Consider the following 21,589-nt stretch of genomic DNA (forward strand, 5'->3'; position numbering starts at 1 on the left):
CATACTCTGTACCATTAAACAGAATATGCCACTATATAATATTAAATAATTAACCTAAAGAAATGATATTATCGAATACATTACCAGCGTCTTTAATTTTTTGTTCGTTACCCATTGTACAAATATGATTATCCTTTAGCACAGGTTCAACCACATCTGCTAAAGCAACAATATCCTCTGGCTTACAAGCAATAACTTGTTTACGGAACTCAACCTTATCCTCTAGTTTAGCACCGCTAAAGTACAGCCCCATTGCACGAGGTCCACGCAAGGCTGGAGTCATAGGCAAGTCTAAGGAGCTCATCGTACCAATAATATATTTACGCATTTCACGATCAGTTAAGGTAAACTCACGAAGGTATTGAGGTAACTCTTTGTACACATTCAATGTTTCTACCAAATTTGGATCGCGATAGCTACAGAAAATCATATTGCCATCGTCATAGAAATTAGCAAAGGCACCATAAGCACCACCTTGAACACGAATACGAATCCAAAGGTACTCATAACGTAAGATCGTTTCTAATACACTCATGGGACCAACGTGTTTATACCCATGATCGACGAAATTACCACCTTGTGCTACATATTGCACCTTACCAGCTGTAACGATACCGTCATTACCAGAAAGTCGAGTAATTTGTAATGCATCATTGCTTAACTCAGTAGTATCCCAAGTTTCAACTAATGGTTTCATTAGGTTTTCAAAAGCCTCTAATTCGCCTTCTTCACCAACGAACATAATATCTACGTTGTTAGCACGGAAAATCTTACGAGCTACATCACCTAGTTTTTCTGGCAACAATGGTAAGGCTGCTGGGTTAGAAGCTAATTCGCTAATCTTTTGATAGTAACCAAAGTTCCCATTATCTCTAAATTTACCAACTGCGGACACTTGCGCCATAACGCGTTGGCTTACGATGGAGTTACCGCGACGGAATGCTTCGTTATCCCAAATAGCTTTGCTTTCTTGAACAAGCTCAGTCAAACGACGATCATCACTATAATCAGCTTTTTGTACGACTTCATTAATCAAGCGGCATAAATCAGGCAATTTAGAATGCAATGCTTTAGCCCGTACAATCATAAGCGGTGTAAATTCATCGCGCTTACCATCTTTGCTGATGGCTGTAATATCAGAGCTCAAACCGCCAAGATTCATATTGATATCTTTAGCCAACGCTTCATAGCCCCGTTCAGATGTATCAATACGACCAATGATATCACTTAAAATATCTGCGTAGAACAATTCATCCTCTGTGAGGCAACTTAGGTTAAAGTATAGACCTACATAGTTAATGCCTTTCGTGAAAGTAGGCACAAAATGTACTTTCGTATTACCAATCTTGCTTTCACGGCGTTCTACAGCTTCAATATTAGGGTTTAAATCAGATAACTCAAGCAATGGAATCGATGCCAACGCTTCTTCACTATCTGGAGTTTCTTGACGGATTTTAAGGCGTTTTGTTTGCTCTACAATCGCATCAATCTCCTCTTTGGTCATATTCGCTTTTACAGCAGCTAAATGTTCTTTAACCTCTGCATCTTTGCGCTCTTGAAGTCCACGTTCAGGATAGATAGATACGAGTACTTTGTGATTATTATGTAAAATAGATTGACGAATCAAATCTTCAAAGTACGTACCAGCTATGCCCTTTCGAATGTTAGCTAATGCTTCTTCGTAGTGTAAAAGCTCAAGTGGATCATTATCGTATAACCAATTATCCATCATGCGGATGACATAGGCAAGGCCGATTGGACGACCACCAAAGTCACTTTCACGAAGAGCAAACTCAATGCTATTTAAAGAAGCTTCTAATAATTCTTTATCTAAACCTTTATCACAAAGCTCTTGTAATGTAGATTCTACAATGCGTTGCAAGTCAGCTTGTTTATCTAGATTAGATCCAGTTGCTTGTACAGTCCAAATAGGTTGGCGAATGCTATCTAAATAATAGCCACTCACGTCAGAGCCGATACCTGCTTTCACCAAAGCCTGTTTTAAAGGCGCTGCTGGGGACGTTAATAAAGCATGTGTTAAAACCTCAAAGGCTAAGCTATGCTCAGGCGTCACACTAGGTAATACATAGGCAAAGGAATGCAAAGTACGATTATCTGTTGGTTCCTCAGAACCTACACTATATGGATAACTTACCACTTTACCTTCTGTAAATGGAACTTGTAAACCTACCTCAGTATTAACCTCAATAGCATCAAAGTGACTTAAATATTCATCATTCAAGAATGCTAGTTGTTCTTCAATATTCATATCACCATACAAGAAGATATAACTATTAGATGGATGATAATGAACGCGATAGAACTCTTGGAATTCTTCATATGTTAAATCTGTAATATAATCAGGATCCCCACCAGAATCAACTCCATAAGTAGTATCTGGGAAAAGCTCGCGCATCATTTGACGCTCTAATACGGAATCAGGAGAAGAGTACACGCCCTTCATCTCATTAAATACAACGCCTTTATAGGTAAGCTCATCATCGGCATGATCTAGCTCATAATGCCAACCTTCTTGCATGACAATTTCTGCATCATCACGTACACGAGGATACAATACTGCATCAAGGTACACGTCCATTAAGTTGTGGAAGTCTTTATCGTTCTTACTCGCCACAGGATACATTGTCTTATCAGGATATGTCATGGCGTTTAAGAACGTATTCAAAGAACCTTTTACGAGCTCTACAAAAGGCTCTTTCAAAGGAAACTTACGAGAACCACATAATACGGAGTGCTCCATAATATGTGCTACACCAGTACTATTGTGAGGTGTTGTTCTAAAAGCAATATTGAATACTTTATTAGAATCTGGTGAATCAATATAAATTAATCGTGCACCAGACTTTTCATGCTTCATTTCATAAGCGGTACCATTGATTTCATCAATGCGCTCAATGCGGTCAAGGCGAAAGCCAGAATAAACCTTATTTATTTCCATGCTGTCCCTTCTTTCTATATAAATATAATTAATTTCTTTCTTAATAATTTATTATATCATATCGACGACTCTATATATAGATGTTAAGAATAATTATCGAATTACAAAACCCCATAGGCTGTACCGCCCATGGGGTTCATATTATGTATTATGTTGCATTTGCCACTTTTGATTGCGGCGCAAGGTTAATAATCCTTCTAGTACAGCTTGAAATTGTACAAAGCTCAATGTATAGGGTTGATACATATCCGGTACTACCTTATAAGAAATAGTAACCTCTGCTTTATCATAATCGTAGAAGATACCATGTAAATTACTTACCGTAGTATAACCAGTTTGAGCTTGTTCCAATGTTGGAATAGGCTGATTTTTTAGATTTCCTAGTAGATCGCTAATGAAACCTTCCTTACGACCTTGGTCATTGAGCATTTCATCCATAAAACTACGTAGACTATCCATGAATAGATTAACCTCTTTGGTCTAATAATAAGCCGTTGTGAATTACGCGAACAGCATCTTTTACACGGTCTTCAGCAACAAGACAGGAAATACTAATTTCAGAAGTAGAAATGATTTCGATATTAATACCTTCTTGGCTCAAAATATCAAACATTTGCGCAGCTACGCCAGGTTGACCTAACATACCAGCGCCAATAATAGAAACTTTTGCCATCCGTTCGTCGATATTAACAGCTTCAATATCAACTGTTTTTTGCAATTCTTCCAATACTTCGCGCGCCAAAACTACGTCATCCATAGCTACAGTAAAGATAAGGTCAGTTTTTGGTTCACCGACGGAACGGATAGATTGAACAATCATATCTACGTCTACGTTTTTCGCAGCCAACGCTTTGAATACAGTTGCTGCAACACCTGGTTTATTTTCAACGCCAACAAGGGCTACTTTTGCCGTATTAGTATCATCTGCTACGCCAGTAATTACGTGTTTATTTGCTTCCACAGTATAATCCTCCCGAATAATAGTACCTGTATTATCACTAAATGTTGAACGTACGTGAATAGGTACACCATAACGGAAACCCATTTCTACGGCACGTGGCTGCATTACACCTGCACCAAGACGAGCCATTTCAAGCATTTCGCCATACGTTACTTCTTCTAATTTGAAAGCCTCTTTTGCAACGCGAGGGTCTGTAGAGTAAACGCCTTCAACATCTGTGAAGATTTCACATACATCAGCCTTCATAGCGCCTGCTAATGCAACAGCAGTTGTATCAGAGCCACCACGACCTAATGTAACCATATCACCATATTCAGTAATACCTTGGAAACCAGCAACAACTACGATGTTGCCTTCGTCTAACGCTTCAAATACGCGATTTGGGTCAACACCCAAGATGCGGCCTTTATTGAAAGTATCACTACTTGTAATACCTGCTTGGTCACCTGTTAAGGATACAGATTTATGACCACGTTCGTTAAAAGCCATTGCCATCAATGCAATCGTTACTTGTTCACCTGTAGATAACAAGCGGTCCATTTCACGACCATACGGCTTAGATGTAACTTGTTTTGCCAATGCTACCAAATCATCAGTTGTATCACCCATGGCAGATACGACGAGAACGATTTTATCGTCTGCTTTCTTCTCACGAAGGACGCGATCAACAATATTAAATATTTTTTCTGGTGTAGCTACGGAACTACCACCAAATTTTTTAACGATTAAGGCCACAATAATCCCTCATTTAACTTATTCTACTAAAAATCAATATGCATATACTTTACCATAAACAAATAGCACTGTAAAGGGATGTATAGCAACTACTCCACTCGGAGAACACAAAACTCCTTTTTATGCGGACATTAAAATGTATGAAAAAAGACCAGCCCTAAGGCTGGTCTTTATAAGTTGATTAAGTTAATTAAGCAACTGTAATTTCTTTTTCAGATTCCCACAAACCGTGGATGTTGCAGTAAGAAACAGCAATCAATTTACCGGATTTGTTCAAGGAAACTGCTAATGTACCTTCAGAAATTGCGTGTACAGGGCCTTCGTTTGCAGTTGCACCGTCACCATGAACGTTGAACGCGATAGTGCCAACTTCGAATGGCAATTGAGTACCTTCAGCTACGAAGTACAATTTAATCCAATCAATGTGATGTTCTACAGTGTTTGGATGTGCAATGTCTTTACCTACGGACAAAGTTACGTGGAAAGTTTCACCTGCTTTTACAGTGTCAACTGTTTCGATAACAGGAACGTGTTTTTCAGTAGCGAAATCGCCAGATTTAATGTAATCATGTACAGCCATAGTTAACCTCCTGGTTATTGTTATATACATACTTAATGTCAAGAATATTGAGCACTACTGTGCTTATGACTATATTATACATTTTCGATATAGTTTTAGCAAGTTCTTTTTCGAAACTTTTAGATTTATTTTTAGCTAAATAAAACATGAGTTGCTAAATGCACTATTACACATGCCTTTTAGATATTTTATGCAATTTCATTAAGATGTAAGTATATATACTTAAAACTCAATACCTTTAGCAGCCTTAATGCCCTTTTCATAGGCATGCTTTACTACGTTCATTTCTGTTACCGTATCCGCTATTTCAATAATTTCTGGTTTAGCATAGCGGCCCGTCAAAACTACGTGAAGTCGTTCTGGTTTATTCTTTAGCATATCTACTACAGAGTTTACATCAATAAGCTCGTAATTAATGGCATTATTGATTTCATCCATAATGATAAGATCCCATGTATCAGAGTTTACTTCCTCTACCAAAGTATGCCAAGCAATTTGAGCTGCCTCTTTATGTCTAGCGAGCTCCGCCGCTCCTACTTCATCACGTTTATAGTAGATAAAGCCTTTTCCCATGGAGCGTATTTCTACTTGGTCACCTAATTTAGCGAGACCTGCTAATTCACCATAGCCATTCCCACTTTTAATAAATTGTAGTATGAGAACCTTAAAACCTTGACCAACGGCACGCAATGCAACACCTAAAGCGGCCGTAGTTTTACCTTTACCATTGCCAGTATTTACTAAGATTAAGCCTCGTTCACTCATAATTAGCTCCTTTTAGCTTTATACGTAGCACATGTATCTACAAAGTGTTGCGCCACTTCATCAGAACCAGCAAAGTTCAAATGTAAATAGGATGCTAATACATTATCAGTAGCATAGCCGCCATCATACGATTGAGGTTTGCGGCCCCCTTCTAAATGAAATGCCCACGGGAAGTCTTCTACTGTAGGCTCCATAATGGAAAAATGGAACTCATGCCCACGAAGGGATGTATTTGCGTCCCCTAATAAAGTATCTCTTTTAGCCGTAGCCGTAACATAGCCAACCTTTTGCAGTTTTTCTTGCATTATACAGTTAGCCGGTACAATCCCTACTGTTTCATATACAGAACCTTCAAAGTCGTGAATCGTTTCACAAAGGTACATAAGGCCACCACACTCAGCATAAATTGGCATACCCGCTTTGTTAGCGTGGCGGATAGACTCTTTCATAGATTCATTGCTAGATAATTGGAATAAGAACATTTCAGGGAAGCCACCACCAAATACTAGCCCGTCGACTTCGGGAATCACTAAATCATTGAGAGGACTAAAATAAACGAGCTCGGCGCCCTTCTCTTCTAAGGCAGCTAAACTTGCTGGATAGTAGAAAGAGAATGCCTCATCATAGGCTACACCAATTTTAACTCGCTTTTCAACGGATTTAGCATCTACAGCTTCTGGTAACTCAATAGCCGGTGCACTAGATGCAATATCTAACAATTGATCTAGATTTACCATTTTCTCTACGGCCTCACGAATCGTGTTGATTGCCTCTGTTGGGTCAATCTCAGTAACCGGTGTGAGTCCTAAATGACGCTCAGGAGAGTGCATACGATCATCTCGATAAATAGCACCAATAACAGGTACACCTATTTTATCCATCCCTTCACGAATCATGCGCTCGTGGTTGGCAGAGCCTAAACGGTTCAAGATGACGCCACCAAAGTTTACCTCTGGATCATAATCACGGAAACCTTTAGCAATAGCGGCTGCACTTTCACCCATGGCCTTGCAATCGATAACAAGCACCACAGGCGCATTCAATTGCTTAGCAATTTGAGCTGTAGAACTAACACCTTCTCGACCGCCATCATAAAGGCCCATAACGCCTTCAATAATAGCAAGGTCTACGCCATGCGCCATAGTAGCAAAGAAAGGATTTAATTTGTGAGGTGGCACGAGCCACGTATCTAAATTATAGCTGTCACGGCCGGATGCAATTTTATGAAAGCCCGGATCAATATAATCCGGGCCCACTTTAAAGGATTGCACCGTACGTCCACCATTTGCATAAGCAGCCAATAAGCCCGCTACGATAGTTGTTTTACCTACACCAGAGTTAGTGCCAGCAATGACAACACATGGAATCTGTACTGTGTTCATAGATATTACCTCGTAATACGACGTGTTTGTTAACGGTCCTTACGTTTTGCAAGGATTGTAGATAAGTAGTTGAGCTTAGTATCTTTTGGCATGTTATCAAGGCCAACGTATACTTGCTCATCCGGCAAACCTACACGGCTAATCATAACCGCATCATCTGCCATGTTGTGCTTAAGCAATGTTTCTTGTACTTCATCAAAGTTTTTATATACTTTCATGATTACCGCATCATCAGCTACAGCCAATACTGCATCAATTTTTTCTTTAGGTGCTGTAGCAGGAACGATTGCTAATACTTCTTCTTTCTCTACAATTGGATAACCAAGGTGAGAACCAATAGCACAGAATGCAGTAACGCCAGGAATTGTTTCAATTTCATGTCCTGTATTTTCAATCAATCGATATACATACATATATGTGCTGTAGAACATAGGGTCCCCCAATGTTAAGAATACAACACTTTTACCTTGATCTAAGTAAGACAAGATAATGCGTTTAGCTTCTTGCCAACCTTCTTCTTGTGTAGCATCATCCAAAACCATTGGAAATACTACAGGAACGATTTCTGTATGTTCTTGAATATATGGGGATGCGATATTAAGTGCTACAGAACCATCTTTCTTTTCTGTTTTAGGTGTAATGATAATATCTGCTTCACCTACAATGCGAGCAGCTTTCACAGTCATCAATTCAGAATCACCAGGGCCTACGCCAATGCCATATAATTTACCTTTCATGGGATACTCCTATTCTTATAGTTACAGTCTATTTATAATTGCAATATCTTTTATTATAACTAATTTATGCAAGATATACAAAAGCACTATTTAATATTTGGAATTGCAGGGCGATGTGGGCTACGTTTTCCATACAAATCGTCGATGCAGTCTTGTAAATGTTGACGGAAGATATCTTGGATAACTTCGTACTCACCTAGGCCAGCATTAATAGGTTTAACCTCATAACCAGCCTCAGTCAATTCATTCACTACACTGTCCTCTTCATCACCAAAGAGATCATTTTGTGCATGATCACCTAAAACTAATAATAGCGGATGTAGGTAAATTGTATTAGGACGCTTCCCATCAAGCCATTCCCATGGCATAGCTACGTCAGCCACATAAGGAGCATTCTCTAAAACAGCGATACGTACATTTGTAAGGCCATCACGAATCAATTTAAACTGTAAATTACCGTACGAGGAGTTACCAGAGCCAAGGCCACCATGACCAACTAGCAATAAACCATCGTCCTTAGATATGTTAAGAGATTTAATGAAACGGTCAATCAAAATTTGGTAATCATCAGGATGCTCTTCTTGACCCATATAGTATACAAGAGGTCTTCCTACGCGCAATACTTCAAGCTGCCCTTCCCCTTCATGAGCAAGAATATTATTTTTCAATTTATCAAACTCTTCACCGCCAGTGAAATGAAGTGGTTGTACATACACATGTGTATACCCTTCTTGGATAAGTTTTTCTAACGCCCCTTGTTCAGTAGGAACCTCAATACCACGTTCACGTAAACGCTTAACGATGATGCGAGAGGAAAACGCCAGCTCCACAGTATAGTCCGGATACGATTTACGGATATGTTCTACTACGGAATCAATATTATGTTCACGAGCACTGTCCACAGTGGACCCAAAGGCAACAACTAAAATAGCTTGTTTCATGAAAGTCTCCTTATATCAATTAATAATGTAACTTAATCATACCATAGAGAACCTTTTCAGGGCATACCGTAGTACGTATAAATTAGAAATTATTCTTATCTTTCATAGTGAAAGTAAAACTCCTCCTCATTGGATATCCAACAAGGAGGAGTTTTACTTATGGAAAGGAGTGGAGTGATATGTCTAATTATGTAATAGTATGTATTAAGAAATCATGCCTTGTGCTTCTATACGAGAATTTGTCATGACAGGTTTTACAGATTCACGTGGCATGGGACGCTTCCGATCAGACATGCGAATAGCTTGGCCTAAATGTTTCAAGAACAAATCTTGTACATAAGGGTTTTCCCCAAGGCCTTCATTCCAAATATCTACATTATAACCTTCTTCAGCGAGCAATGCATAAATGGAGTCAGAACGCTCACCGCCGAGGTAGTCCATTAAATGTGTAGAACCAATAAGAGCCAACGGCACTACTAGTAAATCTTTATGCCCCATTCGATCTAACAAAGTAAGAGCTTGTTTAAACGTAGGGAAACCATTTGTAGTAAATACCACTACATTTGGTGCTGCGCCGTACATAGCTTTCAATTGTAATGTACTGAATTCCAATTGATTTTGACCATTCGCCATAAGCACTACAGATTTATTAAGTGCTTTTGTATTAACGTGGCGAACAATACTTTCTAATGTAGCTTCGTAATCGTCAGCATAATTCTTTACACCTAAAGACGTAAGTAACGGCTTACCAATGTTCACTTGGCTAAAACCATATTCATTATTATGTAAAAACTTTAATGCTTGTTTACGCATTTGTTGGTAACACTGATCTGCTACCAATGTAATTGGTTGAATGTATACCTCATCAACGCCCTTGCGAGCGAAATTCTGCATAGCCTCTGTGAAAGAAGAAATCTTATCATCGTATTTCTCGTTCCACTTCTCTACTAATGCATCAGATAAGAATACACGGCGTACCTCCATATCGCTATAGATGGAACGTACTTTTTTCTCTATACTGCCGATGGATTTCTCCACAGCATCTTGGTAAATTGATCCAAAGGATGCAATGATTATGCCTTTCATATGTGACCTCCATATTACTCATACAGGAAACAATTTCCATAACTGAAAATTGTTATCAACTACTATGTAATAATAGTACAAGATTCACAACTATAAGTCAATGAGAAATAATATCAAAGTCCATTTTCACTAATAAGAAAAAATTCCTCATATATTCACACATTCATATCCTTATAACCAAAAAGAATATACTCCCAAAATCTACTACTATACTATATTCATCACATTAATTTATTAAAAAACCCTTAATTTCTCTATACTTCTAGGGGTATGGGGTTTATTGACACCCCTTTTCCCCTTTGTTACGATTGGCTTGAGGTTATATACATGCAATAAATCTATAGTAATCTATAAACTATAATTTTATATAAAATTATATGAGGTTACTAAGATAATTATTGCATAACTTGTAGTTAAGTTATGGATAGGAGTATTAAAATGAAAAAACAATTAGCATTAGCATCTGCCATCTTAGGTCTAGCAGTATCTATTGGTGCACCTGTGGTATCTAACGCAGCATACCAATTAAATGAAGAAGTAAAAGATCCTACACCAGCATTGAAAGAGGCATCCACTATTGGTGTTCGCACACATGAAACTAAAGAACTTCAAAATCTTCCAAACAAAGATGCAATTGTTGTTATGAGCTTTGGTACAACTTACAAAGATACTCGTGCTAAAACTATTGATGCTACTGTAGATGCTATTAAAGCAGCTCATCCAAACACAAAAGTAGTAACAGCTTTCACTAGTCATATCATCCGCGATCGTATCCAACAAAAAGAAGGTATTACATATCCTACACCTGAAGAAGCGTTAGACCAATTAAAAGCTGAAGGTTACACTCGTGTAGCTTTAACATCTTTAGATGTTATTCCTGGTATGGAATACAACTACGACGTAGCTGTTTATAATCTTTACAAAAACAACTTCAAGAAAATGACACTTGGCACTCCACTTATGTACTGGATGGGTCAAGAAGGCCAAACTGATGAAGTTGTACAAACAATTAAAGCCGTTCAATCTCAATTCCCTAAATTAGGTAAAGAAGATGCACTTCTTATCATGGCTCATGGTACTCCAGATCCTTCCAATGCTTACTACTCTGTAATCCAAGATCGTATCCATTCCCTTGGCTTAAACAATGTATACATCTACACTGTAGAAGGTACTCCAAATCTTGAACAAGTCGTACCTCAATTAAAAGCTAAAGGTATTAAACATGTTACATTGATGCCATTCATGATGGTAGCTGGCGACCATGCTAATAATGACATGGCAGGCGCTGAACCAGATTCCCATAAATCCATCCTAGAAAAAGATGGTTTCAAGGTAGATACTTACCTTCATGGCCTTGGTGAAAACCAAAATATCCGCAACATCTTCGTAGAACGCGCTAACGAAGCTTGGGATGCTCTAGAAAAATAATCTGTTTACAATTTAACTAGTATCGTTCTAGAACGTACATAGGAGTACATCATGAAAAAACTACTACTCGGTAGTATCGCTTTGGTTATGATTGTACTAGCACTAGCTGGGTGTGGTAAATCCACATCCAGCTCTTCTGCTACTACAAAAGAATTGACCTTTAATGGTCAAACTTATACGGTACCAAAGGATCCTCAAAAAATTGCAGTCTTATCTAATTCTATATTATCTATGCTCTATGCTGTAGATGGTAAAGCTATTAGTCGTGTGAGTACTACTGATAAATTACCAACTGAAATTGAAGCTCTACCATCGCTTGGCCAAACGGCAAATATTAACATGGAGCAATTACTCGGACTTAATCCAGATGTAGTCTTAGGGCTTGAAAATCAACATAAAAAATATGAAGCACAACTACAATCAAGTAAAATCCCAACCGTATTAATTAACTATGATGGCATCAAGGATAATGTGCCACTCATCAAGTTCTTAGGGGCCCTCACAAATCACGAGGATAAGGCTGCTGCATTAGCTAATACCTATGAAAGCAATGTAAATAAAGTAAAAGATGCAGTTAAAGCACAACAACCAGCTCGTGTAGCCGTATTGCGTGCTACTGGTAAAGGCGTAACTGCTGAAACAGATGCAGCTATTACGGCTTCCATGGTAAAAGACTTAGGCATGACAAATGTTGTATCTACGCATTTAGACAAAGCGACGACGGATAAAACGGTACCTTATTCTTTAGAAACATTGGCAGCAGATGATCCAGATATTATCTTTATTGTAACAATGGGCAAAGAAGAAGAAATTACGAAAGCTATGAAAAAATCCATGACAGATAATCCTGCATGGGCTAATTTGAAAGCTGTACAAAACAACCGCGTTATTTATTTACCTTCTAAACTATTCTTATTGAATCCAGGTCTTCAAACACCTGAAGCTATGGCTCGCCTCGTAAAAGAAGCGTACGGTATAGATGTGACATTTTAAAAACAAATAAAAGGGACTATAGCAGAATGTATTCACCACATTCCGTTATAGTCCCTTTATTGCGTTTTATTGCTTTATTCTAATTAATTTAGTTTATATGCCTACTAGAACAATTTGATTCACTGTAACAGCCCCAAGTTTAGCAATTTTATGGGCACTATAAAATTGACCAGGAGCCTCTATAACAATCCTTTTATACGCACGTATGGTTTGTTATCTAAGTTATCGACTTGCACGTCTACAGAGAATACCTCTTTAAAGAGCGTATCAGAGGTAATATCCTTTGTATCACCTGCTGCGATTAAATGACCAGCTTTGATAACAGCCATGTAATCAGAGTATTGTACAGCTTGCGTTAAATCATGTAGTACCATGAGCACTGTTAGACCTTGCTCTTTGTTGAGGCGTTTTAAAAGCTCCATGATTTCAAGTTGGTGATTGATATCTAAATACGTTGTTGGTTCATCAAGCACTAAAAGCTTAGGTTCTTGTGCTAAGGCCATCGCAATCCATACACGTTGGCGCTCACCGCCAGATAATGACGGAATCAGTTGATGACGAAGATGATCTGTTTTTGTGATAGATAATGCGTAGTCTACAATTTCTCTATCCTCTTTCGCCGTATTCTTCCACCAATTTTGGTACGGATAACGACCACAGTACACTAGCTCCTCTACGGTCATATCCTTTGGCATATTAGGAACTTGAGGTAAGAATGCCATTTGACGAGCCAGTTTATTTTGTGAATACGAGGACAACGGTTTATCAAAGATTGTGACACACTCACTAGGACTACTAATATAACCAATCATGGATCGTAATAGCGTACTTTTACCACAACCATTAGGCCCGATTAAGGTTGTAATTTTCCCCATCGGAATCGATACTGAAATATCATGTAAAATATGTCGATTACCGAGGGTAACGGATAGCTGTTTTACAGCAATAGCAGAATTATTTGTACTCATCAGCTATCCCTCCTTAATAGATACAAGAAGAACGGCGCCCCAAAGAAGGCCATAATAATACCAACTGGGATTTCAATAGGACTCATGAGAACACGGCCCACCGTATCGCTCACAACGAGAACAAACGCACCTAATAGTGCAGACCCAGGCAATAGATAGGCATAGTCGTTACCAATGATAAGACGTAACATATGGGGAATGACAAGACCTACAAAGCCGATGAGCCCTGCAATACTTACGGCACCAGCCGCTAGTAGTGCTGCTACAGCAGTCATCATAAAACGAGTTTGTTCAACCTTAAGACCGAGCCCCTTCGCTGTTTCATCACCAAGACTTAAAATGGTAAGTCGTTTTGCCCCTAAGCAAGCCAAGAAAAGGCCAATCATGGCATACGGGAATAATACTTCAACTTGAGGCCAACTACGAGCCGACAAGCCCCCTACCATCCAAAGTAATGCGCCTTGAACGCGGTCCCCATAAAATACGAGAAGTGCTGAAATACCAGACCCTAAAAATGCAGCCACTGCTACACCCGCTAAGATGATGCGACTTGGCCTTACCCCATTTTTCCAGGCCAGTGCATACACCATGAGGGCTGCCCCCATGGCACCTAAGAAGGCCACTAAAGGAACAATATAATCGTAACCAGGGAATAAAATGAGTACTATAACACCAGCAAGGCCAGCACCAGAGGATACACCTACAATTTGTGGATCCGCCAATGGGTTTTTCATAACCGCTTGTAAAATAGCACCAGAAACAGCAAGACATGCCCCTACCAAGGCGGCTACTATATTACGTGGTAAACGAATATTCCAAATAATCTGTGAAGCCGTATCGGTTAATTCATCAGACCACAGAGTATGCCATATATCTGTTAACGACACAGGCGTAGAACCCCAGATAAGAGAAATAATCATGCAGGCTATAACGGCTATAAGTAAGATAAAAATCACTGATAAACGAAAAGCCTTTCGTTCATTAATAGATGCCATACGAACCCCCTCTCCATACCTTTATATATCTAAAATATACAGTAAAACCCGAATCGCAAAACTACATATACGATTCGGGTTTTGTATTATTTAGACTCTTTACCTTCTACAAAGAGCATGTCATTGCGTTTTACGTCTGTGTAAAGCAATGCATTACATACGGAAGCGGCAATTGGACTACCACCTTTGTTACCTTTTACAGTGATATAAGGAACTGGGGATACTTCCATCAAATAATCTTTGGATTCAGCGGCGCCTACGAAGCCTACAGGAATACCAATGATAAGAGCTGGTTTTACGCCTTCTTCAAGAGCTAGCCGCAATACTTCATACAATGCAGTTGGTGCATTACCGATAGCAACGATTTGGCCTTCTAATTGTTTACCAAAGGTACGCATAGCCGCGATAGAGCGAGTCACGCCTAATTCTTTAGCCATTTTAGCCACGTTTTCGTCTTTAATCAAGCAATGAACTTCATTACCACGAATTTTAAGAGCTGGTTTAGAGATACCGGTACGTACCATTTCTACGTCAGTGTAGATGTTAGCACCATTTTCCAACGCTTCGATACCTTTTTGAACAGCATCAGGGCTCATTTTTACGAGTTGAGCATATTCAACGTCACCAGAAGCATGTACAGTACGAGATACTACGCGCACTTCATCATCTGTTAACCCCAAATCTTTTACATAATCGTAAATGATTTGCATACTTTTATCTTCAATCGCTTTAGGATTTTTAACGTAATCCATTAGTTTCCTCCCATAATTCAAAGAATTCATCGTTCGACGATACCACGTGACTTTCAATGTTAACACGGGGACGATCGATAACAATAACATGGATGCCAAGATCCATAGCTGCTTGTAATTTTGTATCAGCACCACCTACAAGACCAGAGTTTTTCATAACTACAACGCTAGCCTTCGTATCGTGGAACATGATGCGGTTCATATCGTAAGAAAATGGACCTTGTACAGCAACAATGCGTTTTGGACTTACATTGAGGTCCTCCATCATTTGTAATACCTCTGCAGTAGGCAAAATGCGCGTCCATACTTCGCAATCTTGCAAGGCTTCAGCTTTAGCAAAGATGTGCATTGTTTTACTACCAGTAGTCAAATACACATGGTTATTATTTTCCTTCGCTAATTTGCCTGCTAGATTAGCCGCTTCTACTTCATCCACTACAATATGTAATTTATCATAATCTGGCAATGGCACTTCTTTACGTTCAAAGCGAACAAAAGGAATACCTTCAGCCTTTGCTGCATCTTGAGCCGTAGCTGTAACAATAGCAGCATAGGGGTGGCTAGCATCAATCAATAAGCGTACATTATGCTCCTTAATCAAATTTTGCATCGCTTCTTGATCAAGACGGCCCGTATGTACGGTAATGCCTTTATGGGCAGCAAGCTCTGCACCATATTGACTGACAACCGTAACAAGCACATCTTCACCAGTCCGTTTTTGGATTTCTACCGCTAAGGTACGACCATCCAAAGTACCGGCAATGACCCAAATCATAATTTGTAGCCTCGAGGCGTAATCATACGACCATTTTCAACATAGGTTTGGCTGTTACCGATGATAACAAGTGTTTGCATATCTACTTCTTCGTTTGTGAAGTTTTCAAGATCGGAGATTACCATATGTTGACCTGGACGACCTGCTTTTTGCACGATACCAACAGGTGTTTTAGGATCGCGATATTTAAGAACAATTTCGCGAACTTCATCTAAGTGAGTAACACGTTTTTTACTACGTGGGTTGTATAAGGAAATAACCATGTCACCTTGTGCACAAAGATCAGCACGTTTTTTGATAAGATCCCATGGCGTCATCAAGTCGCTCAAGGAAATTACTGCAAAGTCATGCATCAAAGGTGCACCCAATACAGATGCTGCTACGTTTACAGCACTAAGGCCTGGTACGATATCTACGGAAGGGCGTTTTTCTGCTGGCACTTTATTAGCAAGTTCCAACACAAGACCGGCCATGCCGTATACGCCAGAGTCCCCAGAGGATACTACAACTACTTGATGCCCTTCTACTGCTAAATCAACTGCTTGTTGGCAACGATCCACCTCTTGCATCATTGCTGTACCTACAGTTTCTTTACCTTCGATAAGGTCTTTAATCAAGTCGAGGTATGTCAAATAACCTACCACACGGTCAGCTGCCAAGATAGCTTCACGCGCTTGAGGTGTCATAAACTCTTCATCGCCAGGGCCAATGCCGATTACTTTGATGTTACCTGTGCAATGGCTACCGTTGTTTTGGGATAAATTGTTTTGTGCTGTATTAGTGTTCGGCTCTTGGCCGCTAGTAATGCCGTTGTCTCGCATACGTTTCCTACTCCTATAGTTCCTTTTACAAAATTAGATTCTTTTAAATCTTCTTCTTCAATGAGTGGTGCCATCTCGTCCTGTGTATAGAACACAATAGGCCACCCCATAATTTGCATAGCCTCTAAGAGGCCTACTTCATCTTGTTTAACGATAACTGATGCAGCCGTTACAAGGCTCTTTGGTGAAAGCTTATGTGCTACTAGCGACTGTTGTATAGCGTCAAGGATTAATTCCTTCGGCGTATCTCGACGACAGCCAATACCCATCGTATAGGTGCGAGGGCGCAAAATCAATTGATGACCATACTCAGTCATGACTTTATCCGTAATGACCACGCGAGAAGCACCCGCTTCAGAGCTTTCATGTTTACATGGTATAGAATCCAGTTGATCCAAAGAAACAACGTGTACCATGCCATGTTTACCAATATGCGCTTTTGTAACTTCCTCTAAATGCTCAGCATTCTCTAAACTTGCATCAATATAATAATCAACCTGCTCTCCTCCAACGATGGCAGAGTTCACATTGATTAAGGTTTGGAAATCATCTACCAATAGATGCTCATGGCGCGCCAACACGTCAGGCGCTGGTAATCCATTTACATCCGTTGCAGTTGTAATGACCGGGTCCGCATCGATGGCCAGCGAAATGGACTGCGTCCATTCGTTGGCGCCCCCTAGGTGACCAGATAACAAGCTAATCACATGGTGTCCTACTTCATCCATTACAACTACAGCAGGATCCTTAGATTTATGCTCAATATATGGTGCAATCATGCGCACTACGATTCCCAGTGCCATAATGCATAACACTTGGTCGTAATCCTTGAAAATCTGTCCAATATGGTTTTTGAGGGAATCAAAGTAAATAGCCTCTCCACCAGAGGGACGATTTTCTTTTTCAAAGCAATCCGCATGGGGTGCCACCAAAGACTTGATGCGTTGACCTAGCTTTGCACCGCGCTCTGAAACAGATAGAATTGCAGTTCTATTCTTTTTTGTTTTAGTAGCAATCGTAGATGCAGCAGTTTCTAGTTCTTTCATCATACTAGTCCTTAGCACTGCGGTACATATGAGCAAAGCCTTTGTCATACAATTTAGATAATTCGTATTCGCTATCTAATACATGGCTTACTACGATCATAGCTTGGCGTAATACGCCTTCTTTCGCTACGATGTCCGCAATGGTTTCCAACGTGCCACGGATAATGCGTTGGTCAGGCCAAGACGCTTTTACCACGATAGCCACTGGAGTCGTTTTGTCATAACCGCCCTCGATGAGTTCAGCTACAACCTTATCTAACATTTGAACGCTAAGGAAAATACACATAGTTGCCTCATGAGATGCTAGCATGCGTAATTTTTCCTTTGGAGGCATCGGTGTACGGCCTTCCATGCGCGTAATGATAACTGTTTGAGATACATTAGGTAGTGTATATTCTTGTTTCAAAGCCGCTGCTGTAGCAAGGAAAGAACTTACACCTGGCACGACTTCATAAGAAATACCCATACCAGCCAGTGCATCCATTTGTTCTTGAATAGCACCGTAAATAGCAGGGTCACCTGTATGAAGGCGAACTACACTTTTGCCAGCCTCAACGGAAGCTTTCATAACGGCTAATACCTCATCAAGGTTCATAGTAGCACTGTTATGGATTTCACAGCCTGGTTTACAAGCCTCTAAAATGGCAGGGTTTACTAAAGATCCCGCATAAATAACAACGTCTGCCTCTTGCACTAAACGATACCCTTTGCGAGTAATTAACTCGGGATCCCCAGGGCCTGCGCCTACGATATGTACGTCAACCATATTACTCTCCTTCTGCGATACGCGTTGCAGATACAATGAAAATTGGACTCAATGGGTCTAACAAATGATAAGGACCAGCCTTGCGATATCGGCTAATGGACATTTGGTAACCTTCATAGGTGAAAGGACGACCTTTCAACTCTTTCAGGATTGTATAGCCTGTCTCCATTGTTACTGCAGTTACAACTAAACGACCGCCAATCTTTAAAAGACGTTGTGCTTCGTCCATGATACCTGTCATACCGCCAGCACTACCGCCGATAATAACCGCATCAAGGTCAGGCAATTCTTCCATGCCTTCAGGAGCTTTAGACTTAATCACAGTCATATTATTTACATTGAATTTCTTCATGTTTTCATTGATAAGGTCGATGCCTTTATCAAAGCGCTCAATTGCATATACATGCCCTTTAGGGGCCGCCAAGGCTGCTTCAATAGAAATAGAGCCCGTACCAGCACCTACATCAAGGACGATGCTATCCTCTTCGATGCGCGCCTCGTTCATAACGGCTTTGCGAATCTCGCATTTCGTCATCGGCACATCACCGCGGATAAATTCCTCATCAGGAATTCCGAAAAAATGTCTCATCCTAGTACCACCATTACAGAGTGGCCAAAACCTTCAAGCTCAGTTAAGACCTCTAGCGTGGAGTCTACAATCTTTTCATCATCATAGCTCAAGCGCTCAAGGGCTGCTGCTCTCGTCTCTTTAGGCCAGCCTGCATCTATTAAAATACGCGCAATATGCGCTGGATTATATTCAGGATCCGTCAAGAATCCCATCTTTTTACCTGCTTCATATAGGAGTTTCTCAGGTGCCGGTTGGCGACCGTGAAAGCTCATTAAATCTGCATCATGCCATACCTCATTAAGTCGAGCAAAGGCAAAGGTCATAGAACTAATGCCGGGCACAACCTCAATCGGGTTAGCAGGAAATTTCTTCTTTAAATATGGCAACAAGCTATAGTAGCCTGTATCACCACTTACCATAACTACAACATCATGGTCGTTGAGCTCACGCTCAATTTGCTCAGCTAGTAAGCTGAGCTTACCCGTTACAGGATATGTAATTTGGCCAGGCTCTTGAAAGTCCTCTAAGGACCGTTCACTGCCTACCAATACTGTGGCATGTTTAATTAAAGTAAGGCCTCTAGGCACCACATAATCAGGATTACCCGGACCAATGCCTACGATATACAAGGTATGTTCCATTGTTCAAGCTCTCCTATCTCTTTAGCATGCTTATCCATTGCCAAAATCTCACCTTTTAAGGTGGTAATTATAATACCAACCTCTGCTTCGTTAGCAATATATCGCTCACTGCGCAAGGATGCACGGTCTACAACACGTTGGTATACGCCAGTCAGACCTTCACGCTCCAAAATAGGGAACGTAGACTCTGTAGTTTGGCAATTAAATAACTCTTCACACACTGCTTGGGATGCCCCTTCTAAAGCAGCATAAGCCACGATACTTTCCATGCGGCCATCACTCATGCGGTTATGTGTATGGAAACTACCACTAGCAAGTTTGATTAACTTACCAATATGACCGATGATCAAGATGCGCTTAAATCCAATCTCAACTGCCTTTTCAAGCATAAAGCCGATAAAATTACTCGTTTCTGCCATTTGGTTCTTATGAATACCCAGAACTTGCTCTGCAAGATCCTGACCAATACGGCCCGGTACGAGAACAGCCGTTTCACAGCCATTGGCTTTCATAACTTTTAGCTGAGGCACTAAAGAGTTTTTGAACCCTTCTTCACTCATAGGCTTAACGATACCCGTAGTACCGATAATAGAAATACCACCTTCGATACCTAGCGTGTGGTTCAAAGTTTTCTTCGCTAGAACCATACCATTTGGCACGCTCACCGTTACTGTTACACCTTGGCCATGAACACAATGCTCGCCAAAGACGATCTTCATCATCGCTCGAGGACCTGGATTGATAGCAGGTTCTCCAGGCGGCATGGCAAGGCCTGGTTTAGTTACCGTTCCTACACCAAATCCCGCTCTGAATCGTAGTTCACCAGTATCATCAAGAGTCACTGTCGTTTCCACATCATTACCATGGGTTACATCAGGATCATCGCCACCGTCTTTCATAACGGTCACCTTAGCCTCTGTATCGGATATAACCTCTACGGCTTTAATAGGCACCTCAATATACTGACCTTGAGGATTTTCAATGACCACTTGGTCCACAATACTCTTATCTAAGAGGGCCAATAAACCAGCTTTCATACCTGCCGTAGCACATGAACCTGTGGTATAGCCACCCTTCATGTCCTCTACTCTCATAAGGCCTCCTACACCGATAGGGTTAGCGACTCAAACGAATCAAACTAACCCTATCTTTATGGACATATGTTATTAGGAACGGAAGTTAACGAATTGCAATTCTACAGGAATATCCAATTGTTTTAACATTTGGATGACTGCTTGCAAATCATCTTTATCCTTACCAGATACGCGCACTTGATCCTCTTGGATAGATGCTTGTACCTTAATTTTCATGTTTTTAATTGCTTTTACTACTTCTTTAGCATTTTCTTTTGTAATGCCTTTTTTAATAGTAATGATTTGGCGAACTGTAGCACCAGCAGCTGGTTCAACTTTGCCATAGTCAAGATTTTTAATTGCTACGTTACGTTTAACCATTTTACCTTTTAATACATCGATAATGGCATTCAATTTATATTCATCATCACCGATGATTTTAATAGTGTCACCTTCAAGACTAATTTCCGCTTTAGAGCCACGGAAATCATAGCGCGTACCAATCTCTTTTTTCGCTTGGTTTACTGCATTATCTACTTCCTGCATATCCACTTCGGACACAACGTCAAAGGAACAATCTTTAGCCATTTTATACCTCCTACACCTGAACCCGT

General features: G+C 40.2%; 22 protein-coding genes. 2 read left to right on the top strand and 20 right to left on the bottom strand.

Going from position 1 to position 21,589, the window contains the following annotated elements; translation table 11 throughout:
• Nucleotides 1-49: 49 nt before the first annotated feature.
• From RWZ05_RS02200 to RWZ05_RS02240, 9 genes are all read right to left on the bottom strand, one after another.
• Nucleotides 50-2,959 (bottom strand): insulinase family protein, encoded by a 2,910-nt coding sequence (locus RWZ05_RS02200; RefSeq protein WP_314641661.1) that lies wholly within the window; start codon nt 2,957-2,959, stop codon nt 50-52.
• Between the two features lie 141 nt (nt 2,960-3,100).
• Complete coding sequence (locus RWZ05_RS02205; protein WP_314641663.1) at nt 3,101-3,418, bottom strand: hypothetical protein; 318 nt, start codon at nt 3,416-3,418, stop codon at nt 3,101-3,103.
• 7 nt (nt 3,419-3,425) lie between these two features.
• Nucleotides 3,426-4,655 (bottom strand): aspartate kinase, encoded by a 1,230-nt coding sequence (locus tag RWZ05_RS02210; protein WP_314641666.1) that lies wholly within the window; start codon nt 4,653-4,655, stop codon nt 3,426-3,428.
• Between the two features lie 190 nt (nt 4,656-4,845).
• A complete protein-coding gene (locus RWZ05_RS02215; RefSeq protein ID WP_314641669.1) occupies nt 4,846-5,235 on the bottom strand; it encodes a class II SORL domain-containing protein in 390 nt (129 codons plus the stop codon).
• A gap of 222 nt (nt 5,236-5,457) precedes the next feature.
• Nucleotides 5,458-6,000, bottom strand: coding sequence for a cob(I)yrinic acid a,c-diamide adenosyltransferase (cobO, locus tag RWZ05_RS02220; RefSeq protein WP_314641672.1), 543 nt, complete (start codon nt 5,998-6,000; stop codon nt 5,458-5,460).
• A 2-nt stretch (nt 6,001-6,002) separates the two neighbouring features.
• Complete coding sequence (locus tag RWZ05_RS02225) at nt 6,003-7,382, bottom strand: cobyrinate a,c-diamide synthase (RefSeq protein ID WP_314641675.1); 1,380 nt, start codon at nt 7,380-7,382, stop codon at nt 6,003-6,005.
• Between the two features lie 29 nt (nt 7,383-7,411).
• Complete coding sequence (gene cobI, locus RWZ05_RS02230; protein WP_105085826.1) at nt 7,412-8,119, bottom strand: precorrin-2 C(20)-methyltransferase; 708 nt, start codon at nt 8,117-8,119, stop codon at nt 7,412-7,414.
• A gap of 86 nt (nt 8,120-8,205) precedes the next feature.
• A complete protein-coding gene (locus RWZ05_RS02235) occupies nt 8,206-9,060 on the bottom strand; it encodes a sirohydrochlorin cobaltochelatase (protein ID WP_314641677.1) in 855 nt (284 codons plus the stop codon).
• A 204-nt stretch (nt 9,061-9,264) separates the two neighbouring features.
• The gene (locus tag RWZ05_RS02240) at nt 9,265-10,146 is read right to left on the bottom strand and encodes a sirohydrochlorin cobaltochelatase (protein WP_314641679.1); all 882 of its coding nucleotides are present in this window, start codon (nt 10,144-10,146) and stop codon (nt 9,265-9,267) included.
• Nucleotides 10,147-10,584: 438 nt separating this feature from the next.
• Here RWZ05_RS02240 and RWZ05_RS02245 point away from each other — a divergent pair, with 438 nt between their 5' ends.
• Together RWZ05_RS02245 and RWZ05_RS02250 are read left to right on the top strand one after the other, a co-directional pair.
• Nucleotides 10,585-11,574 (top strand): sirohydrochlorin cobaltochelatase, encoded by a 990-nt coding sequence (locus RWZ05_RS02245; protein ID WP_314641681.1) that lies wholly within the window; start codon nt 10,585-10,587, stop codon nt 11,572-11,574.
• Between the two features lie 51 nt (nt 11,575-11,625).
• Nucleotides 11,626-12,567 carry an ABC transporter substrate-binding protein gene (locus RWZ05_RS02250; protein WP_314641683.1) on the top strand — a complete coding sequence of 314 codons (942 nt, stop codon included), beginning with the start codon at nt 11,626-11,628 and terminating at the stop codon, nt 12,565-12,567.
• A gap of 179 nt (nt 12,568-12,746) precedes the next feature.
• On the opposite strand, the gene RWZ05_RS02255 is transcribed toward RWZ05_RS02250, so the two are convergent.
• The 11 genes from RWZ05_RS02255 to RWZ05_RS02305 form a co-directional block, all read right to left on the bottom strand.
• Complete coding sequence (locus RWZ05_RS02255) at nt 12,747-13,535, bottom strand: ABC transporter ATP-binding protein (protein ID WP_314641685.1); 789 nt, start codon at nt 13,533-13,535, stop codon at nt 12,747-12,749.
• A complete protein-coding gene (locus RWZ05_RS02260) occupies nt 13,535-14,530 on the bottom strand; it encodes an iron ABC transporter permease (RefSeq protein WP_314641687.1) in 996 nt (331 codons plus the stop codon). Before RWZ05_RS02260 ends, RWZ05_RS02255 begins: the two co-directional genes overlap by 1 nt.
• Before the next feature lie 86 nt (nt 14,531-14,616).
• On the bottom strand, nt 14,617-15,282 hold the full coding sequence (locus tag RWZ05_RS02265; RefSeq protein ID WP_295208566.1) for a precorrin-8X methylmutase: 666 nt from the start codon (nt 15,280-15,282) through the stop codon (nt 14,617-14,619).
• Nucleotides 15,269-16,057, bottom strand: coding sequence for a precorrin-6A reductase (gene cobK, locus RWZ05_RS02270; protein ID WP_314641691.1), 789 nt, complete (start codon nt 16,055-16,057; stop codon nt 15,269-15,271). The genes RWZ05_RS02265 and cobK overlap by 14 nt, the downstream gene beginning before the upstream one ends.
• Complete coding sequence (gene cobJ, locus RWZ05_RS02275) at nt 16,054-16,743, bottom strand: precorrin-3B C(17)-methyltransferase (RefSeq protein ID WP_004696265.1); 690 nt, start codon at nt 16,741-16,743, stop codon at nt 16,054-16,056. The genes cobK and cobJ overlap by 4 nt, the downstream gene beginning before the upstream one ends.
• Before the next feature lie 29 nt (nt 16,744-16,772).
• The gene (locus RWZ05_RS02280) at nt 16,773-17,924 is read right to left on the bottom strand and encodes a cobalamin biosynthesis protein (protein ID WP_314641709.1); all 1,152 of its coding nucleotides are present in this window, start codon (nt 17,922-17,924) and stop codon (nt 16,773-16,775) included.
• 4 nt (nt 17,925-17,928) lie between these two features.
• Entirely contained in the window at nt 17,929-18,690 is a 762-nt protein-coding gene (cobM, locus tag RWZ05_RS02285) for a precorrin-4 C(11)-methyltransferase (protein WP_004697358.1), read from the bottom strand.
• Between the two features lies 1 nt (nt 18,691).
• Entirely contained in the window at nt 18,692-19,279 is a 588-nt protein-coding gene (cbiT, locus tag RWZ05_RS02290; protein ID WP_005386191.1) for a precorrin-6Y C5,15-methyltransferase (decarboxylating) subunit CbiT, read from the bottom strand.
• On the bottom strand, nt 19,276-19,902 hold the full coding sequence (cbiE, locus tag RWZ05_RS02295) for a precorrin-6y C5,15-methyltransferase (decarboxylating) subunit CbiE (RefSeq protein ID WP_314641696.1): 627 nt from the start codon (nt 19,900-19,902) through the stop codon (nt 19,276-19,278). The genes cbiT and cbiE overlap by 4 nt, the downstream gene beginning before the upstream one ends.
• Nucleotides 19,878-20,996, bottom strand: coding sequence for a cobalt-precorrin-5B (C(1))-methyltransferase CbiD (cbiD, locus tag RWZ05_RS02300; protein ID WP_314641698.1), 1,119 nt, complete (start codon nt 20,994-20,996; stop codon nt 19,878-19,880). Before cbiD ends, cbiE begins: the two co-directional genes overlap by 25 nt.
• 72 nt (nt 20,997-21,068) lie before the next feature.
• Nucleotides 21,069-21,563, bottom strand: coding sequence for a YajQ family cyclic di-GMP-binding protein (locus RWZ05_RS02305; RefSeq protein WP_004696277.1), 495 nt, complete (start codon nt 21,561-21,563; stop codon nt 21,069-21,071).
• Between the last annotated feature and the right edge of the window lie 26 nt (nt 21,564-21,589).

Origin of the sequence: uncultured Veillonella sp. (genome assembly GCF_963543145.1) — a bacterium.
Taxonomy (GTDB): domain Bacteria; phylum Bacillota; class Negativicutes; order Veillonellales; family Veillonellaceae; genus Veillonella.

Bases quoted from the DNA above. Each gene is read 5' to 3' on its own strand.
- RWZ05_RS02200 (WP_314641661.1), bottom strand. From the start codon at position 2,959: ATGGAAATAAATAAGGTTTATTCTGGCTTTCGCCTTGACCGCATTGAG.
- RWZ05_RS02205 (WP_314641663.1), bottom strand. From the start codon at position 3,418: ATGGATAGTCTACGTAGTTTTATGGATGAAATGCTCAATGACCAAGGT.
- RWZ05_RS02215 (WP_314641669.1), bottom strand. From the start codon at position 5,235: ATGGCTGTACATGATTACATTAAATCTGGCGATTTCGCTACTGAAAAA.
- cobO (WP_314641672.1), bottom strand. From the start codon at position 6,000: ATGAGTGAACGAGGCTTAATCTTAGTAAATACTGGCAATGGTAAAGGT.
- RWZ05_RS02225 (WP_314641675.1), bottom strand. From the start codon at position 7,382: ATGAACACAGTACAGATTCCATGTGTTGTCATTGCTGGCACTAACTCT.
- cobI (WP_105085826.1), bottom strand. From the start codon at position 8,119: ATGAAAGGTAAATTATATGGCATTGGCGTAGGCCCTGGTGATTCTGAA.
- RWZ05_RS02235 (WP_314641677.1), bottom strand. From the start codon at position 9,060: ATGAAACAAGCTATTTTAGTTGTTGCCTTTGGGTCCACTGTGGACAGT.
- RWZ05_RS02240 (WP_314641679.1), bottom strand. From the start codon at position 10,146: ATGAAAGGCATAATCATTGCATCCTTTGGATCAATTTACCAAGATGCT.
- RWZ05_RS02245 (WP_314641681.1), top strand. From the start codon at position 10,585: ATGAAAAAACAATTAGCATTAGCATCTGCCATCTTAGGTCTAGCAGTA.
- RWZ05_RS02250 (WP_314641683.1), top strand. From the start codon at position 11,626: ATGAAAAAACTACTACTCGGTAGTATCGCTTTGGTTATGATTGTACTA.
- RWZ05_RS02255 (WP_314641685.1), bottom strand. From the start codon at position 13,535: ATGAGTACAAATAATTCTGCTATTGCTGTAAAACAGCTATCCGTTACC.
- RWZ05_RS02260 (WP_314641687.1), bottom strand. From the start codon at position 14,530: ATGGCATCTATTAATGAACGAAAGGCTTTTCGTTTATCAGTGATTTTT.
- RWZ05_RS02265 (WP_295208566.1), bottom strand. From the start codon at position 15,282: ATGGATTACGTTAAAAATCCTAAAGCGATTGAAGATAAAAGTATGCAA.
- cobK (WP_314641691.1), bottom strand. From the start codon at position 16,057: ATGATTTGGGTCATTGCCGGTACTTTGGATGGTCGTACCTTAGCGGTA.
- cobJ (WP_004696265.1), bottom strand. From the start codon at position 16,743: ATGACACCTCAAGCGCGTGAAGCTATCTTGGCAGCTGACCGTGTGGTA.
- RWZ05_RS02280 (WP_314641709.1), bottom strand. From the start codon at position 17,924: ATGAAAGAACTAGAAACTGCTGCATCTACGATTGCTACTAAAACAAAA.
- cobM (WP_004697358.1), bottom strand. From the start codon at position 18,690: ATGGTTGACGTACATATCGTAGGCGCAGGCCCTGGGGATCCCGAGTTA.
- cbiT (WP_005386191.1), bottom strand. From the start codon at position 19,279: ATGAGACATTTTTTCGGAATTCCTGATGAGGAATTTATCCGCGGTGAT.
- cbiE (WP_314641696.1), bottom strand. From the start codon at position 19,902: ATGGAACATACCTTGTATATCGTAGGCATTGGTCCGGGTAATCCTGAT.
- cbiD (WP_314641698.1), bottom strand. From the start codon at position 20,996: ATGAGAGTAGAGGACATGAAGGGTGGCTATACCACAGGTTCATGTGCT.
- RWZ05_RS02305 (WP_004696277.1), bottom strand. From the start codon at position 21,563: ATGGCTAAAGATTGTTCCTTTGACGTTGTGTCCGAAGTGGATATGCAG.